This window comes from Streptococcus sp. Marseille-Q6504 (assembly GCF_965111625.1).
This window is the reverse complement of record NZ_CBCOON010000009.1, coordinates 32633-49286: the sequence shown is the minus strand read 5'-3', so window position 1 is coordinate 49286 and position 16654 is coordinate 32633. Positions and strand designations below refer to the sequence as shown.

Below are 16654 nucleotides of genomic sequence, written 5' to 3'. Positions count from 1 at the left end.
ACATTTATTCCATTTTTTTACTATTTTTCCAAGAAAATATACATTACACTTTCATGACCAACACACACCAAAAGAGGGAAGACCCTCTTTTGGATAAATCGGTTTATTCACTTGTTTCAACAGTCTCGACTTGGGCATCTACTTGCTCTTCTTGTGAATCTGCAAGGAGGGACTCTTCGTTGACTGCTTGCGGTTCAAGGTTACGGTAGCGAGCCATACCAGTACCAGCTGGGATGATCTTACCGATGATAACATTTTCTTTAAGTCCAAGGAGATGGTCTTTCTTACCACGGATAGCTGCGTCTGTAAGGACACGAGTTGTTTCCTGGAAGGAAGCTGCTGACAAGAAACTATTTGTTTCAAGTGAGGCTTTGGTGATTCCCATAAGGACTGGGCGACCAGTTGCTGGAACACCACCTGCGATAAGAACATCTTTGTTGGCATCTGTAAAGTCGTTGATATCCATGAGAGTACCCATGAGAAGGTCTGTATCCCCTGGATCCATGACACGAACTTTGCGGATCATTTGACGAACCATTACCTCGATGTGTTTGTCACCGATTTCTACCCCTTGGCTACGGTAAACTTTTTGTACTTCACCGAGGAGGTAAGTTTCAACTGACAAGACATCACGTACAGCAAGGAGACGTTTGGGTTGGATAGAACCCTCTGTCAATGCTGCACCACGAGAGATTTGATCTCCAACCTCTACACGCATACGGGCTGTAAATGGTACCACGTATTCGCCTTCTCCAGTTTCGCCTTTAACGAAGACTTTCTTGGTACGAGTTGAAGCATCTTCTTCGATTGCTGTAACTTCCCCTTTGACTTCTGTGATAACCGCTTCCCCTTTAGGATTGCGGGCTTCAAAGATTTCTTGGACACGAGGAAGACCCTGAGTGATATCGGTATTTGAGGCAACCCCACCCGTGTGGAAGGTACGCATTGTAAGCTGTGTACCAGGTTCCCCGATAGATTGGGCAGCGATTGTACCAACTGCTTCACCAACCTCAACCGCATCACCAGTCGCCAAGTTGATACCATAACAGTGACGGCAGACACCATGACGAGTGTTACATGTAAATACAGAGCGGATAGTCACTTCTTCAACACCAGCATTGACGATTTCACGAGCCTTGTCTTCTGTAATCAATTCATTTGGACCGATGATAACTGCACCAGTTTCTGGGTGTTTAACAGTTTTCTTAGTGTAACGACCATTGAGACGTTCTTCGAGAGACTCAATCATCTCTTTACCTTCAGTAATAGAACGGATCAAGAGACCACGGTCAGTTCCACAGTCATCCTCACGAATGATAACGTCTTGGGCAACGTCAACCAAACGACGAGTCAAGTAACCTGAGTCGGCTGTCTTAAGGGCCGTATCGGTCATACCTTTACGGGCACCGTGAGTTGAGAAGAACATTTCGAGTACTGACAAACCTTCGCGGAAGTTTGAAAGGATTGGCAATTCCATGATACGTCCATTCGGAGCAGCCATCAGACCACGCATACCGGCAAGCTGTGAGAAGTTTGAGATGTTACCACGGGCTCCAGAGTCCATCATCATAACGATAGGGTTCTTAGGATCTTGGTTGGCAACCAAACGTTTCTCAAGTTTTTCACGGGCAGCACGCCATTCAGCTGTAACAGCATTGTAGCGTTCGTCATCTGTAATCATACCACGACGGAATTGTTTTGTGATTTGTTCTACACGTTTGTGTGATTCTTCGATGATTTCAGCCTTGTCTTCAACGACTGGAATATCAGCAATACCCACTGTCAAACCTGCAAGAGTTGAATGGTGGTAACCGAGGTTCTTCATACGGTCAAGTAGGGCAGATGTTTCTGTCGTACGGAAACGTTTGAAGATTTCAGCGATGATATTTCCAAGGTTTTTCTTCTTGAATGGTGGGTTGAGTTCAAGTCCTTCAATAGCTTCCTTGATATTTCCACCTAATGGCAAGAAGTACTTAGCCGGAACACCTTCTGTCAAGTTAGCATTTGTTGGCTCTTGCAAGTAAGGTAGTCCTTCTGGCATGATATCGTTGAAGAGGATTTTACCTACAGTTGTAAGCAAGATTTTGTGTTTTTGCTCTTCTGTCCATGGTTTGTTAAGGCTATCTGTTGCGATACCAACACGTGAGTGGAGGTGAACATAACCATTACGGTAAGCCATGACAGCTTCGTCACGGTCCTTGAAGACCATACCTTCGCCTTCACGACCAGCTTCTTCCATAGTCAAGTAGTAGTTACCCAAAACCATGTCCTGAGATGGAGTAACAACTGGTTTACCATCTTTAGGATTCAAGATATGCTCAGCAGCAAGCATCAAGATACGAGCTTCTGCTTGGGCTTCTTCTGAAAGAGGTACGTGGATGGCCATTTGGTCACCGTCAAAGTCGGCATTGTAGGCTTCGCAGACAAGCGGGTGCAAGCGAAGGGCTTTACCGTCAATTAAGACAGGTTCAAAGGCTTGGATACCTAAACGGTGAAGGGTAGGTGCGCGGTTCAAAAGTACTGGGTGTTCTTTGATAACTTCTTCGAGGATATCCCAGATACGTTCATCTCCACGTTCTACCAAGCGTTTAGCCGCTTTAACGTTTTGAACGATATCGCGCGCAACGATTTCACGCATAACGAATGGTTTAAAGAGCTCGATTGCCATTTCACGTGGCACACCACATTGGTACATCTTAAGAGTTGGACCAACGGCGATAACGGAACGTCCTGAGAAGTCAACACGTTTACCGAGCAAGTTTTGACGGAAGCGTCCTTGTTTCCCTTTGAGCATATGGCTCAATGATTTAAGCGGACGGCTACCTGGCCCTGTGATCGGACGACCACGACGGCCATTGTCAATCAAAGCGTCAACCGCTTCTTGAAGCATACGCTTCTCATTTTGAACGATGATACCTGGCGCGTTCAACTCAAGCAAACGAGCCAAACGATTGTTACGGTTGATAACACGACGGTAAAGGTCGTTCAAGTCAGATGAGGCAAAACGGCCACCATCCAACTGCAACATTGGACGAAGATCTGGTGGAATAACTGGAAGGATGTTAAGAACCATCCATTCAGGCTTGTTCCCAGACTTGTGAAAAGCATCCAAAACATCCAAACGGCGGATAGCTTTGACACGTTTTTGTCCAGTAGCTGTTTTTAACTCTTCTTTGAGTTCAGCAATTTCTTTTTCAAGATCTACTTGTTTCAAGAGGTCTTGGATCGCTTCGGCACCCATTTTGGCAACGAATGAACCATGACCAAACTCACGCAAGCGTTCACGGTATTCACGCTCTGTCATGATAGACTTGTGCTCAAGTGGAGTATCCTTAGGATCAATTACCACATAAGCTGCGAAGTAGATAACTTCCTCGAGGGCACGAGGACTCATGTCAAGGGTCAAGCCCATACGGCTTGGAATCCCCTTGAAATACCAGATATGAGATACAGGAGCTTTTAACTCGATGTGTCCCATACGTTCACGACGAACTTTTGTACGCGTTACTTCAACACCACAACGGTCACAAACAATCCCTCTGTAACGAATGCGTTTGTATTTACCACAAGCACATTCCCAGTCTTTTGTAGGACCAAAGATCACTTCGTCAAATAGTCCTTCACGTTCTGGTTTCAACGTACGGTAATTGATTGTTTCAGGTTTTTTGACTTCTCCATAAGACCATGAACGGACTTTGCTTGGAGAAGCTAGTGTGATTTGCATACTTTTAAAACGATTTACATCAACCACTATTTCTTCCCTTTCTATTATAAGTGAACTGCTTATTCTTGTTCAGCAGCTTCTTCTGTTGTTTCCGCTTTTGCATTTTCTTCTGCTTCAAAGGCTGCTTTAGCCTCCTGAGCTGCTCTTTCGCGGGCTTTTTCAAGGTCATCTACGTGGATGACATCTTCGTCCATTCCTTCATCAAGGTCACGAAGTTCCACTTCTTGATCGTCTTCGTCAAGAACACGCATGTCAAGACCAAGAGATTGCAATTCTTTCACAAGAACTCGGAATGATTCTGGAACACCTGGTTTTGGAATTGGTTTTCCTTTTGTAATAGCTTCATAAGCTTTCAAACGTCCGTTGATATCGTCAGACTTGTAAGTCAAGATTTCTTGAAGGACATTTGACGCACCATAGGCTTCAAGCGCCCAAACCTCCATCTCACCGAAACGTTGTCCACCAAACTGAGCTTTACCTCCGAGTGGTTGTTGTGTAACGGTTGAGTAAGGTCCGACTGAACGAGCGTGCAATTTATCATCAACCATGTGGTGGAGTTTGATCATGTACATGACACCAACTGACACACGGTTATCAAATGGTTCACCAGTACGTCCGTCGTATAGGATAGTCTTAGCATCGCTATCCATACCTGCTTCTTTGACAGTATCCCAAAGATCTTCAGAACTTGCTCCGTCAAAGACTGGCGTTGCGATGTGGATGCCAAGAGTACGAGCCGCCATACCAAGGTGAAGCTCCATAACCTGACCGATATTCATACGTGATGGCACCCCAAGAGGGTTCAACATGATATCGACTGGAGTTCCGTCTGGAAGGTAAGGCATGTCTTCTACAGGAACGATACGAGAGACAACCCCTTTGTTTCCGTGACGTCCGGCCATCTTATCTCCGACCTTAATCTTACGTTTTTGTGCGATGTATACGCGAACTAGCATGTTAACACCAGATTGCAATTCATCACCGTTTGCACGTGTAAAGATTTTAACATCACGAACGACACCATCGGCACCGTGTGGTACACGAAGGGAAGTATCACGCACTTCACGAGATTTGTCACCGAAGATAGCGTGCAAGAGACGCTCTTCAGCAGAAAGGTCTTTTTCACCCTTAGGTGTGACTTTACCTACAAGGATATCCCCTTCTTTAACCTCAGCACCGATACGGATGATACCCATTTCGTCGAGGTCTTTAAGGGCATCTTCACCAACGTTTGGAATTTCACGAGTGATTTCTTCAGGCCCAAGCTTTGTATCGCGAGTTTCTGATTCGTATTCTTCGAGGTGAACAGATGTGTAAACATCGTCTTTCACCAAGCGTTCGCTCATGATAACGGCATCCTCGAAGTTGTAACCTTCCCATGTCATGTAGGCAACGATTGGGTTTTGTCCAAGCGCCATTTCACCTTTTTCCATAGAAGGTCCATCAGCGATAAAGTCACCTTTTTCGATGACATCGCCAACTCGAACAAGGGTACGTTGGTTATAAGCAGTACCTGAGTTTGAACGACGGAATTTTTGGATGTGGTAAACATCAAGGGAACCATCTTCACGACGAACTTCTACTTTGTCCGCATCCGCATAGGTAACCTTACCACCATGTTGTGCAATAACTGCAGCTCCTGAATCATGGGCTGCTTGGTATTCCATACCAGTACCAACGAAAGGCGCTTTAGGATCGATCAACGGAACAGCCTGACGTTGCATGTTGGCTCCCATGAGGGCACGGTTGGAGTCATCGTTTTCCAAGAAAGGAATACATGCTGTCGCAACGGCAACTACCTGTTTAGGAGAAACGTCCATATAATCAACGCTTGATGCTGGATATTCTTGGTTAACCCCTTGGTGACGTCCCATGACAACTTTTTCAGCAAAAGTTCCATCTGCGTTCAATTTAGAGTTAGCCTGAGCTACTGTGTATTCATCTTCTTCATCGGCAGTCAACCAAACAATTTCGTTGGTAACTTTACCAGTTGCACGGTCAACTTTACGGTATGGTGTTTGAATGAAACCATACTTGTTGAGGTGCCCGTATGAAGACAAGTTGTTGATCAAACCGATGTTTGGTCCTTCAGGTGTTTCGATTGGACACATACGACCATAGTGAGTGTAGTGCACGTCACGCACTTCATATCCAGCGCGGTCACGTGTCAAACCACCAGGCCCTAAGGCAGACAAACGACGTTTGTGAGACAACTCAGAAAGTGGGTTGTGTTGGTCCATGAACTGTGACAATTGTGAAGGACCAAAGAATTCTTTGATCGCTGCAGTCACTGGACGGATGTTAATGATTTGTTGAGGTGTCAATACTTCGTTATCTTGAACAGACATACGTTCACGAACATTACGTTCCATACGTGAAAGTCCAAGACGTACTTGGTTGGCAAGCAATTCACCAACAGCACGAATACGACGGTTTCCGAGGTGGTCGATATCATCGATACGACCGATACCTTCAGCCAAGTTAAGGAAGTAGCTCATTTCAGCAAGGATATCTGCCGGAGTGATAGTGCGAACTTTATCATCTGGATTTGCATTTCCGATGATTGTTACAACACGGTCTGGATCAGTTGGTGCCACAACCTTGAATTTTTGAAGAACAACTGGTTCTGTCAAAACAGCTGAGTCATTTGGAGTGTAGACAATCTTGTTCAAATCGCCATCCAAGTGATTTTCGATACTTTCGATGACATCGCGAGTCATAACAGTACCCTTTTCAACTAAGATTTCACCAGTTTCTGGGTCTACCAATGGTTCAGCAATTGTTTGGTTGAGCAAACGAGTTTTAATATTTAATTTCTTGTTAATCTTGTAACGTCCAACGGCTGCCAAGTCATAACGACGTGGGTCGAAGAAACGAGCCACAAGTAAGGTACGTGAACTCTCAGCAGTTTTTGGTTCACCTGGGCGAAGACGCTCATAAATTTCTTTCAAAGCTTCGTCTGTACGAGAGTCCATTGGGTTTTTATGGATATCTTTTTCAACAGTGTTGCGAACCAACTCGCTGTCACCAAAGATATCAAAGATTTCGTCATCACCTGAGAAACCAAGCGCACGAACCAAGGTCGTAAATGGAATTTTACGAGTACGGTCGATACGAGTGTAGGCGATGTCTTTTGAGTCACTTTCCAGTTCCAACCAAGCTCCACGGTTAGGGATAACAGTTGAACCGTAGCCCACTTTACCGTTTTTGTCTACTTTATCATTAAAGTAAACACCTGGAGAACGCACCAACTGTGATACGATAATACGTTCACCACCGTTGATGATAAAAGTACCCATCTCAGTCATGATTGGGAAATCACCAAAGAAGACTTCTTGAGTTTTGATTTCGCCAGTTTCTTTGTTAATCAAGCGGAAAGTTACAAAGATTGGTGCTGAATAACTAGCATCATGAATGCGAGCTTCTTCAAGCGTGTATTTAGGTTCTTTGATTTCGTAGCCAACAAATTCCAACTCCATTGTTTCTGTGAAGTTTGAAATTGGCAATACATCTTCAAACACTTCCTTCAGACCATGGTCTAGGAAATCTTTAAATGAATCAGTTTGAATTTCAATCAAATTTGGTAAGTCAAGAACTTCTTTGATTCTTGAAAAACTACGACGGGTACGATGTTTCCCGTATTGAACGTCATGTCCTGCCAAGATGATTCTCCTTTGTAAATAAAATTCCAAGCTTAGTCGCCTAAGCTAATAATTATCGTTTAATGGTTCTAAAACCCCTATCAACTTATCCCCCTTGACTAATTTTTCAGAATCTTTAAATCTCTGTTACAGATGCAAAAAATACCGAAAAAAAGCACAAAAAGAGCAGTTAAATCTGACTTTTTTCAGGAGATTTAACTGCTGTGAGCCTTGTCCGGACAATATTTCAGACAAAACCTACGACAAATGATTACTCATATTATACCCGATTTTCTCTAATTTTTCAAGTCCTTTGAAGGATTTTTCTTGCTTTAGTATAGTTGTGGCTTGTTTTCAGAAAAGGTGATTTTCATACATCAACCTTACTGTGGTTTTTCTAGGATAAAAATTTCATCCGAAGAATAACTGCTTTCCTTGTAGCCAAGCTGTTCATATTGTTTGACCAGCTCGACATAGAGTTCACTCGTATCCTTACTCTTTCTTGGAATCACTACAAAATCAATAGATGAGTCCACTTTCTGACCGTTGTGATAGAAAATGTCATATAATTTTTGATGTTTTCTAAGAATTGGTGTGTATGGATGTTCGGCGACAACTGAAGATTCAGACGGCAGACTTTCTAAAGTATACTTGATATTATCAAAATTTTGTTTATTCTGATGATAATAACCAATATTAAAATTCCATTTATGCGTCAACTGGTGTAAGAGTATCCCAGATACAACGATACCTATCGTAACTGTAAGAACAATTAATTTTTCTTGCAAAATCTTATGAATTTGAAGGTCTTCTAAAGAGAGTAGAGCCATTAGAAAAAGCAGTGCTGCACTACCATAACTATATTGAAAACCAATATCATACTGATAAGGCCAGTTTGGCAACAAATTAATGACAACAAGTGGTAGAGCCAATAAATAATTTTCCCAACTACGTTGTACAAGAGGTAGGAAACAAAGTGGAGCAAGCATTAAGAACAAATAGCCCAATCTTTTCGCGGTGAAAATTGTACTGATCACATATTCTGGATGGGTCAAGAGATTTTTCAAGACCATGAGCAATCCACTCTCACCATTCTGTAGGTAGGTATCGAAACGAGAGACCATACCTCCTTCACCATAAGCACTCAAGAGATACATCGCAAACATGAAATAAACAATCGGTAAAACGATATCTGCTAACAGTATCCGTACTTTTGTTGTTTTTGATAAGGTGAAACGTTTTTGTAAAAGGAAGTAGGTGCCAATACTAATAACATAGATAAAGGCATCTTCCTTTACTAACAAAAGCAGCAAAGTCGAACCTATAATACCCAGTTTTTGCTCGGAAACAATGAAATAGAATAACCAGAAAATCAACGCAGTTAGGAAACAATTCTCATGAAGATGGGTTCCACCTGCAGTTGTAATAACTGGGAATAAAACAAACCATGCTACCGTCAATATATTTGTTAGTTTAGAAAGTTTGAATTTAGGAAGCAGTAGTTTCAGAGGAATAATTGCAGAAAAAGCAACTAAAACCTGTAAAATGTCTAACGTCTCTACGTATGGGAATAATTTATAAAAGGGAAGCATTACATAAAAGATTGGTGACACGTGTACCGCAAAATGGGAAAGCACTCTGTCTCTCTCCAATGTTGTAATCGGAGTCCAATCTGTATTCATACGCTCAAACATTTGAGAAAAAATACCAATGTCAAAGGTAGTTACTTCAATTGTCTTGACTTTATAGTAGACAACGACACAGAGATACAAAACATAAATAATGCTAAGAGACAAGACTGCCCACCATACTATTTTCTTATGCTTTTCTAAAAACTCCTTTACTGGTAACTGTACAAAAAGCAAAATCAGTACAGCAGAAACAATCACTGCTAAAACGACTGGCCAAATTAATGTATAAAATCTTGTAGTCGTTAAATCAACGGCATGAAAACCAAGCGCCGTATCATTAAAATTAGAATCAACCAGGGTTAACAACCGGGGGAGTGTCCCTACTACCGTAAACAAATATAAAAAAGATAAGGTTTCACCTTTGAACTTAAAAAACACAAAGAGAACCACATCCAAAAGTAGTAAACCTAGCGCCAGGAAAAATGAAATACTTTTATAGACAGCAAAAAATAAGGCTAGGCATGAAATAAGAATATTAATCCTACGAATATTGAGGGATGACTTTATTTCCACTACCCCAATGAATACAGCTGCTATAAGAAAGACTAAGATTTTGTCAAAAACAGGTCCCGAATTTAGACTTAGAAAAAGATCTCGCGGAGCATAGTGCAATAAATTCAGTAAAATAACTATTAAATATGCGCCGAGACCATACGATAAAAATTGCTTTCGTTTTTCAAAAATATTTCCTAATACTTTTTCCACAGTTATAATCCTCCTAATAATAAGATAATTGTATCATAATCCTTCTATTCCTTCTATCCTTTTTTGAATCTTTTGCAACACTATCAATGTAAGAGCTTCAATTTTTCATTCTCGAAAAAACTGAATAGAAAAAGAGTGGTTCAAACTAGTAATAATCTAGGCCGAACCACTCTATTCTAATTTCCTACTCTAACTCGCGTAACGATACCGTCTTTATCAGTCATGCTGAACTCTGCCGAAGAAATCCACTGAGTTATCGCCTTGCCAGTTTGAGATTGAGCAAATACTTTTAATAATTCCTCTTTGTTCTCAACTTCAACCACATAGTAGGCTAGCCCCACCATTCCATGCTTACGTCGAGCTAAGTTTTTGCCACCCCATTCATTTACAGCTAGATGATGGTGATAAGCCCCTGATGCGATCCAACTGGCATGTGGAATCGTGAATTTATCCTCAAGACCAAGAGACTCTTGGTAGAACACACTCGCTTCTCGACTATTTTTTACAGATAGGTGAACATGCCCCATGCTAGTGCCACTTGCAATTGCAAAAGGATCGATTTCTTTTCCTAGTTGGCAGATATCTTGGGCAGACAACTCTTCTGTGACCCCAATAATACGGCCATCCTCACGAATATCCCATTCTGCCTCAGGCTTGTCTCTGTAAAGTTCTATGCCATTACCCTCCAGGTCTTCTAGGCAGACAGCCTCACTATAGCCATGATCAGCTCCACCAACTAATGGAATCTTTAAGTCTAATAAGTGTTTAAAAACATTAGCCAAATCTTCACGAGTCGGCAAAAGAAGTGCCATATGATAAAGACCATAACTTTGCTTAGGATTGCTAATGTCATCCGTCTTAATTAGCCGAACTAGCGGTTTCCCACCGGCACCTAAAAGAACTTGATTTTCCGATTGATTCAAAATCTCCAACCCAAGCAACTGATGATAAAATGCTATCTGACTTTCTAAGTCCTTAACATTTAAAGCTACTTCAGCCAAATAAATCTGACTATTATATTGGTAAACCATAGAAACCCTCTCTTTGTTGTAACTATTTTTATTACATCTATTGTACTCCCTTATCAGCCAATGTCAATCCAGATGCTCAACGCTGATAAAACAAGAAAAATCCTCCCCATATAGGAAGGATTGTTTGGATTTAATGAGCCAACATTTCTTGAGCAATCTCTTGACCTGATAAGCCATCTGGATAGTAGGTTGGCCAGTTGTCCATCTCTTCAAAGAGGGCTTCTTGGCTGGTGCCTCCAAAGAAGATATGGAAATGTTCTGCCTTAACTGGGGCGATATTGTGGTCACTAAACTGAACGTACTTGAACAGTCCAGCATCTGCATCTGTCGCTTCAAAGAGGAAGCGCACGCCACGATTACCTTTCTTATAAGTCAAGATTTTCTTGCCGACATACTTGTAGGTGAATTTCTTGCTTTGGCCACCTTGGATGAATTCCATAGTGTTATCCGTGATGTTGATCTTGGTCACATCTGTTTGGTAACCTTTTTGATAGTAGGCCTTATACTCATCCTTGGTCATCTTGCCAGTCAACTTAGCCTTGTAGTCAAAGACTTGATCAAAAGTTCCATCTTCAAGGAAAGGATAGACAGACTGCCAGTTACCTGCATAGTCACTCAAGGTGCGGTCCTTGACATCTGCGTCCTCAAAGTAGCCATTTTGAACGGTTTTAGTTTCCTCTGCCTTTTCTGGTTCAATCTCTGCTCCTGCCTGATCAGTTGTCTGCTTGAGTGCCTTGAGGTTTTTCTCCATGATAGAGACATAGTTTTCTCCAGCCTTCATGTCCTCTTCGGTCAAGCTTTCAAGAGGATTCAGAACATCTAACTTCACTCCTGTTTCTTTTGAGAGAGTATTAGCCAGGGCTTGCGAGGCATTTTCTTCAAAGTAGATATAAGAGATTTTATTTTTCTTGATGTACTCGGTCAATTCTGCCAAACGGCTTGCTGATGGCTCCGCATCTGGCGAAAGTCCAGAGATAGAGACTTGATTGAGTCCGTAATCCAAGGCTAGATAACGGAAGGCTGCGTGTTGAGTCACAAAACTCTTTTGTTTTGCATTAGAAAGCCCTTCAGTATAGGCCTTGTCCAAGGCTTGTAGTTTTTCGATATAGGCTGCTGCATTTTTTTCAAAAGTCGTCTTCTTATCTGGATAGTCAGCTGAAAGACTATCACGGATATGTTCTACAAGTTTGATTGCACGCGCAGGAGACAACCATACATGAGGGTCATACTCGTGATGATGACCTTCTTCACCATGGTCACGGTCCTCCTCTTCTTCACTTCCTGGAAGAAGCAACATATCTCCAGTAGCTTTAATGGTTTTTACTTTTTTTGCATCTAGAGATTCTAAAAGTTTAGGAACCCAAGTTTCCATATTTTCATTCTCATAAACAAAGGCATCAGCATCTTGGATTTTAGCGACTGCCTTAGGTGATGGTTCATATTCATGTGGCTCTGTTCCAGCCCCGATTAAAAGTTCGACATTGGCTGTATCCCCTGCTACTTGCTTGGTAAATTCATAGACAGGGTAGAAAGTTGTAACGATATTTAATTTCCCGTCTGCTTGTTTTTGATTGGAACAAGCAACTAAGAATAAGGTCACAAGACTTGCCAAAAGTAGGCTTAGTTTTTTCATTTACTTCTCCTATTTGATAAAACGTTTGAGTAAGCTGACTCCTAAGAAGACAACTACAAAGATAAGAGTGATACTTGCACTTGGTGGTGTCTCTGCATAATAGGAAATATAAAGCCCCGCAACCATGCCTAGAAAACCAATAACACTAGCAAGTATCATCACTGAACTAAAGTTTTTACCTAGACGCAAAGCAATACTTGCTGGTAAAACCATGATAGTCGATACCAAAAGTGCTCCCGCAGCTGGGATCATGAGGGCAATAGCCACACCCGTTACCATGTTAAAGAGAATAGACATAGTACGCACTGGAAGACCATCAACAAAAGCTGTATCCTCGTCAAAAGTTAGAATATACATGGGTCTTAAAAAGAGGAAGGTCAGGATTAAAACAACTGCTGCAATAACAAAGAGCCCAATGACCTGCTCTTGACTAATAGTCACAATAGAACCAAAAAGGTATTGGTCCAGACTCATAGAGCTAGAGCTCTTACCCTTACTCATGACAATAAGTGAAACTGCAAGTCCTGTAGACATGAGAATGGCTGTCCCAATCTCCATAAAGCTTTTATAAACCGTACGTAGGTATTCAAGGAAGACCGCCGCAATCAAGACAATCACAATGGTTGAAATGGTCGGAGAAATTCCTAAAACCAAGCCAAAGGCAACCCCCGAAAGCGAGACGTGACTCAGAGTATCACTCATAAGACTCTGACGACGCAAGATAAGGAAGGTCCCCAGAACTGGTGAAAAGAGACTCATGGCAATAACTGCCAAAAAGGCTCGCTGCATAAAATCATAAGACAATAGATTAAGCATGCTCCACCTCCTGGTCACTTTCATGGACATTGAAGCAACGCCATGGCGAATCTTGGTCTCGGACCAGGTGAATATTGCGATCTGCATAGTCCTTGACTTCTTCAGGATCGTGAGTAATCATCAAAACAGCCTTGCCATGATGGTGGGCGCTGTGATGCATGAGTTCATAAAACTCATCCTTGGTTCCCGCATCCATCCCTGTCGTCGGCTCATCCAAGATAAAGATATCTGGATCCGAAGCAAACATACGTGCGATAACAGCTCTCTGCTTTTGCCCACCAGAGAGGGAGCCTATGCGTTTATCCCGATGTTCCCACATACCAACAGAGTTTAAACTAGCCTTGATATGTTCCTCATCATGGGCATTCAAACGACGGAACCAACCTTTTCTTGGATAACGACCTGATTTTACAAATTCATAAACAGTGCTCGGAAAGCCTGCATTAAAACTTGCAATCTGTTGAGGAAGGTAGGCAATTCTTAATTTCGTTCCACGAGTGTTGGTCTTTGAAATGGTAACTTTGCCAAATCTTGGTTGCAAAATACCCAGACTAGCCTTAATTAGAGTCGTCTTGGCAGCTCCATTTTCTCCAGTGAGCGTGACAAATTCCCCACTATCAACACTGTAATTGATATGCTCAAGCACAGGTTCCTTGTCATAATAGAAGGACAAATCCTCTACTGTGATGTATCTCATTACTTGATTTCTCCTACTAAAGCAGTTAAAAACCGCTGGATAATTTTTTGCTCCTCAGCCGAGAATTGAGTGGCAACTTGTTCATAAGTCGAGAGCGTGTGCTCATGATGATGGTGATGTTCCTCAGCAATCGGTCGAGCTAGGCCTGTCAATTGATAGAAAATCACTCGAGCATCCTTGGGATCCTTGGATGTCTCCAACATCCCCTCTTTAATCAAAGATTTTATAGCCTTGGTAACGGCTGCTTGACTGACATTGAGACGGCGCGCCAAATCAGAGTTGGTTAGCGACTCCTCTGATAAAAGCATAAGAATATGCTCCTGAGTATTGGTCAAAGCTACGTTACTGGTACAATGGCCAATAAGGATTTCATGCTGGTTTTCAGCTTTCAGGATCACTTCATTTAAAAAATGATCAATGTCTGTTGCTAATTGTCTCATGAACTTCTCCTTTCCTAGTTATCTTTTTCCTAAAACAATATAGAACACCGCAGATTCTTTACTGGTTAATTATATCATAAACCAAAAAAGAATCAAGAAAAAAGATGAAAACACCTGAGATGTTTTCATCCTTTAGAATTATTTTTCTTGTTTACGGCTAGTCCAGAGGGCTGTCGCTCCAAGAATCACACCAAGTAGCATCATGAAGATAGATTGCTCACTACCTGTATTTGGAAGTACTTTCTCTGAGACTACTGGTTTCTTAGCAAACTCATCTGCAACCTTATAATCAACTTTTACAGTAGAAGGTTGAGTCGGTTTTGTTGCTTGGTCTTCTACTGGTTTAGCTGGATCTTGCTCTTTACCTTCTTCAGGAAGTTTAAATGTTTTTGAGTCCACAGAAATCGTGCGTGAATTTGGATTTACTTTTTCATACTGAGTCAAATCAGCTGTTTTGAGATAGTCTTCAAAGGCAGCATCCATTGAAGGACCTTCTTCTCTAGCACCACCAAGCATGGTATAACCGTCACCACCAGCAGCCAAGAAGTCGTTTGTTGTTAGATAGTAGATTTTGGCTAAGTCTAATCTATCGTAAAGACCAGTCGTACGATTCTTAACCTGAACAGCTAAAATACGTTTCCCAGAAGGTAGATTTGTGTCATAGTATACTTTGACACCAGAGACTTGTAAAAATCCACCACTTGGTTCTAGCAATGGTTGACCATTTTCGTCTAAGACAGTTTTTCCTGCTTTATCCACCTGCAAAATAGATCCGAGTGATTTTTCAAACATATCCAGAACTTGTTGACCGGTTACTTGAATTTGAGAGATGGTGTTACCGAATGGTAATACAGCAATGACATTTCCTTTTGTAATTGGTTTGTCTTTAGCAATTGTCTCACGTAAGCCACCACCATTTGTCACAGCGATATCTGTTGGATGACTAAATCCTGTTTGACCATACTGGTAGAGAGAATCTGCGACGACATTTCCGAGATTCGTTTCACGAACACGAACATTTTCACGGTCTCCGTTTAGTTCAACAGGACTGTTAGACACAACCTCAACTGCATTTTCTGCATCATACTTTGCCTTAATATCTTTAACTAAACTAGCAACTTTTGGATTTGCTTCTAATTTTTTGGCTTCAGCAGCAGTAATCTGAGTTGGATTGCCCAAAAGCTGACGAGATTTATAAGTAATTTTACCAACGTTATGGAGATAACTTCCAGTTTGGTTGTAAGTCACATTATCTCCGTAAGTAGTTGATTCTACTGTATGAGAGTGGCCATCAATGACTGTTACACGTTTCCCCTTCAAAAGAGGGTTCTTAGACAGGGCTTCTGCTAGTGTTGAGCCACGCCAAGCTACTGGCGTTGTTGTATCAACACCCAAGTGGGCTAAGACTACATAATGCTTATAATCCTTACCTTCCGCCTTAGCCTTGGCTTGAACTTCTTCAACGACCCTATTAACCTCTTCGATTGGCTCAGTAAAGGTTACTCCTTTAACATTTTTAGGGTGAGTTTTCGTTGCTGTTTCCGGCGTTGTCACACCTATCACTACAAACTCATCGCCTTCAATATCCTTATTCTTGTCAACAATCGTAGAAGCTTGGAAGAGACGAGCTCCATCTACATAAGTATTTGAGCTTAACAAGGGGAATTTCAAAATTTCTTTGTATTTTTTAGCTTCATCAAGTCCGAAATCAAACTCGTGATTTCCTACAGCCATGGCATCATAATCCATCTCGTTAAGAATCTTAGCACGTGCTTCACCTTTTGATGAGTTTGAGATAGGAAGACCCTGGAAAGCATCACCAGCATCTACCACCAAGGTGGTCTGGTTGGTTTTTGCACGCTCTTGTTCAATGACTGTAGCCAACTTAGCGTCTCCAATGACTCCCTTTTCCTCTACAATACGACCATGGACATCATTGGTGTGTAAGATAACAGTGTCCTTTTCTTCGCTTTTAGGAGATTCAGCAGGAGCTGACGGAGCTTCTGCAGGTGCAATCGCTTCTGAAGTTGTCGAAGTTTCCGGTACCGCAGGGCTCTCAACAGGAGCTGGAGTCGCCGACGGAGCTGGAGTTGCTGCGACAGCTGAACTTTCTGCAGGAGTTGTTGCTTCTTCAGCGTATACTTGTCCTGCTAAGAAGGCTGGAGCTAATAAAGCTGTAGATAGGATGGGTAATAAGAACTGTTTCTTCATTTTGAGATCCCTTTCTTTTCTTTTTATCTTTTATATTATACGCTATTTCTAAAAATTTTGAAACT

Annotated in this window: 9 protein-coding genes; all 9 read right to left on the bottom strand. The window is 41.8% G+C overall.

From position 1 onward, the window contains the following. Positions 1–103 precede the first annotated feature (103 nt). On the bottom strand, positions 104–3751 hold the full coding sequence (gene rpoC, locus ACWPUA_RS08075) for a DNA-directed RNA polymerase subunit beta' (RefSeq protein WP_004254004.1): 3648 nt from the start codon (positions 3749–3751) through the stop codon (positions 104–106). Between the two features lie 32 nt (positions 3752–3783). Further along, on the bottom strand, positions 3784–7386 hold the full coding sequence (gene rpoB / locus ACWPUA_RS08070; protein WP_454380263.1) for a DNA-directed RNA polymerase subunit beta: 3603 nt from the start codon (positions 7384–7386) through the stop codon (positions 3784–3786). 362 nt (positions 7387–7748) lie between these two features. Beyond that, positions 7749–9761 (bottom strand): DUF2079 domain-containing protein, encoded by a 2013-nt coding sequence (locus ACWPUA_RS08065; RefSeq protein ID WP_454380261.1) that lies wholly within the window; start codon positions 9759–9761, stop codon positions 7749–7751. A 176-nt stretch (positions 9762–9937) separates the two neighbouring features. After that, a complete protein-coding gene (locus ACWPUA_RS08060) occupies positions 9938–10792 on the bottom strand; it encodes a VOC family protein (protein ID WP_454380259.1) in 855 nt (284 codons plus the stop codon). 130 nt (positions 10793–10922) lie between these two features. Beyond that, complete coding sequence (locus ACWPUA_RS08055; RefSeq protein ID WP_454380257.1) at positions 10923–12425, bottom strand: zinc ABC transporter substrate-binding protein AdcA; 1503 nt, start codon at positions 12423–12425, stop codon at positions 10923–10925. 9 nt (positions 12426–12434) lie between these two features. Next, positions 12435–13241, bottom strand: a complete 807-nt coding sequence (locus ACWPUA_RS08050; protein WP_006152441.1) for a metal ABC transporter permease — start codon at positions 13239–13241, stop codon at positions 12435–12437. Continuing rightward, positions 13234–13938: a metal ABC transporter ATP-binding protein gene (locus ACWPUA_RS08045; RefSeq protein WP_006147770.1), complete on the bottom strand. Its 705-nt coding sequence runs from the start codon at positions 13936–13938 to the stop codon at positions 13234–13236. Before ACWPUA_RS08045 ends, ACWPUA_RS08050 begins: the two co-directional genes overlap by 8 nt. Further along, the gene (gene adcR / locus ACWPUA_RS08040) at positions 13938–14378 is read right to left on the bottom strand and encodes a zinc-dependent transcriptional regulator AdcR (RefSeq protein ID WP_454380254.1); all 441 of its coding nucleotides are present in this window, start codon (positions 14376–14378) and stop codon (positions 13938–13940) included. The genes ACWPUA_RS08045 and adcR overlap by 1 nt, the downstream gene beginning before the upstream one ends. A gap of 138 nt (positions 14379–14516) precedes the next feature. Continuing rightward, positions 14517–16589: a cell surface ecto-5'-nucleotidase Nt5e gene (gene nt5e / locus ACWPUA_RS08035; RefSeq protein WP_454380252.1), complete on the bottom strand. Its 2073-nt coding sequence runs from the start codon at positions 16587–16589 to the stop codon at positions 14517–14519. Between the last annotated feature and the right edge of the window lie 65 nt (positions 16590–16654).

Bases quoted from the DNA above. Each gene is read 5' to 3' on its own strand.
- ACWPUA_RS08060 (WP_454380259.1), bottom strand. From the start codon at position 10,792: ATGGTTTACCAATATAATAGTCAGATTTATTTGGCTGAAGTAGCTTTA.
- ACWPUA_RS08055 (WP_454380257.1), bottom strand. From the start codon at position 12,425: ATGAAAAAACTAAGCCTACTTTTGGCAAGTCTTGTGACCTTATTCTTA.
- ACWPUA_RS08050 (WP_006152441.1), bottom strand. From the start codon at position 13,241: ATGCTTAATCTATTGTCTTATGATTTTATGCAGCGAGCCTTTTTGGCA.
- ACWPUA_RS08045 (WP_006147770.1), bottom strand. From the start codon at position 13,938: ATGAGATACATCACAGTAGAGGATTTGTCCTTCTATTATGACAAGGAA.
- adcR (WP_454380254.1), bottom strand. From the start codon at position 14,378: ATGAGACAATTAGCAACAGACATTGATCATTTTTTAAATGAAGTGATC.
- nt5e (WP_454380252.1), bottom strand. From the start codon at position 16,589: ATGAAGAAACAGTTCTTATTACCCATCCTATCTACAGCTTTATTAGCT.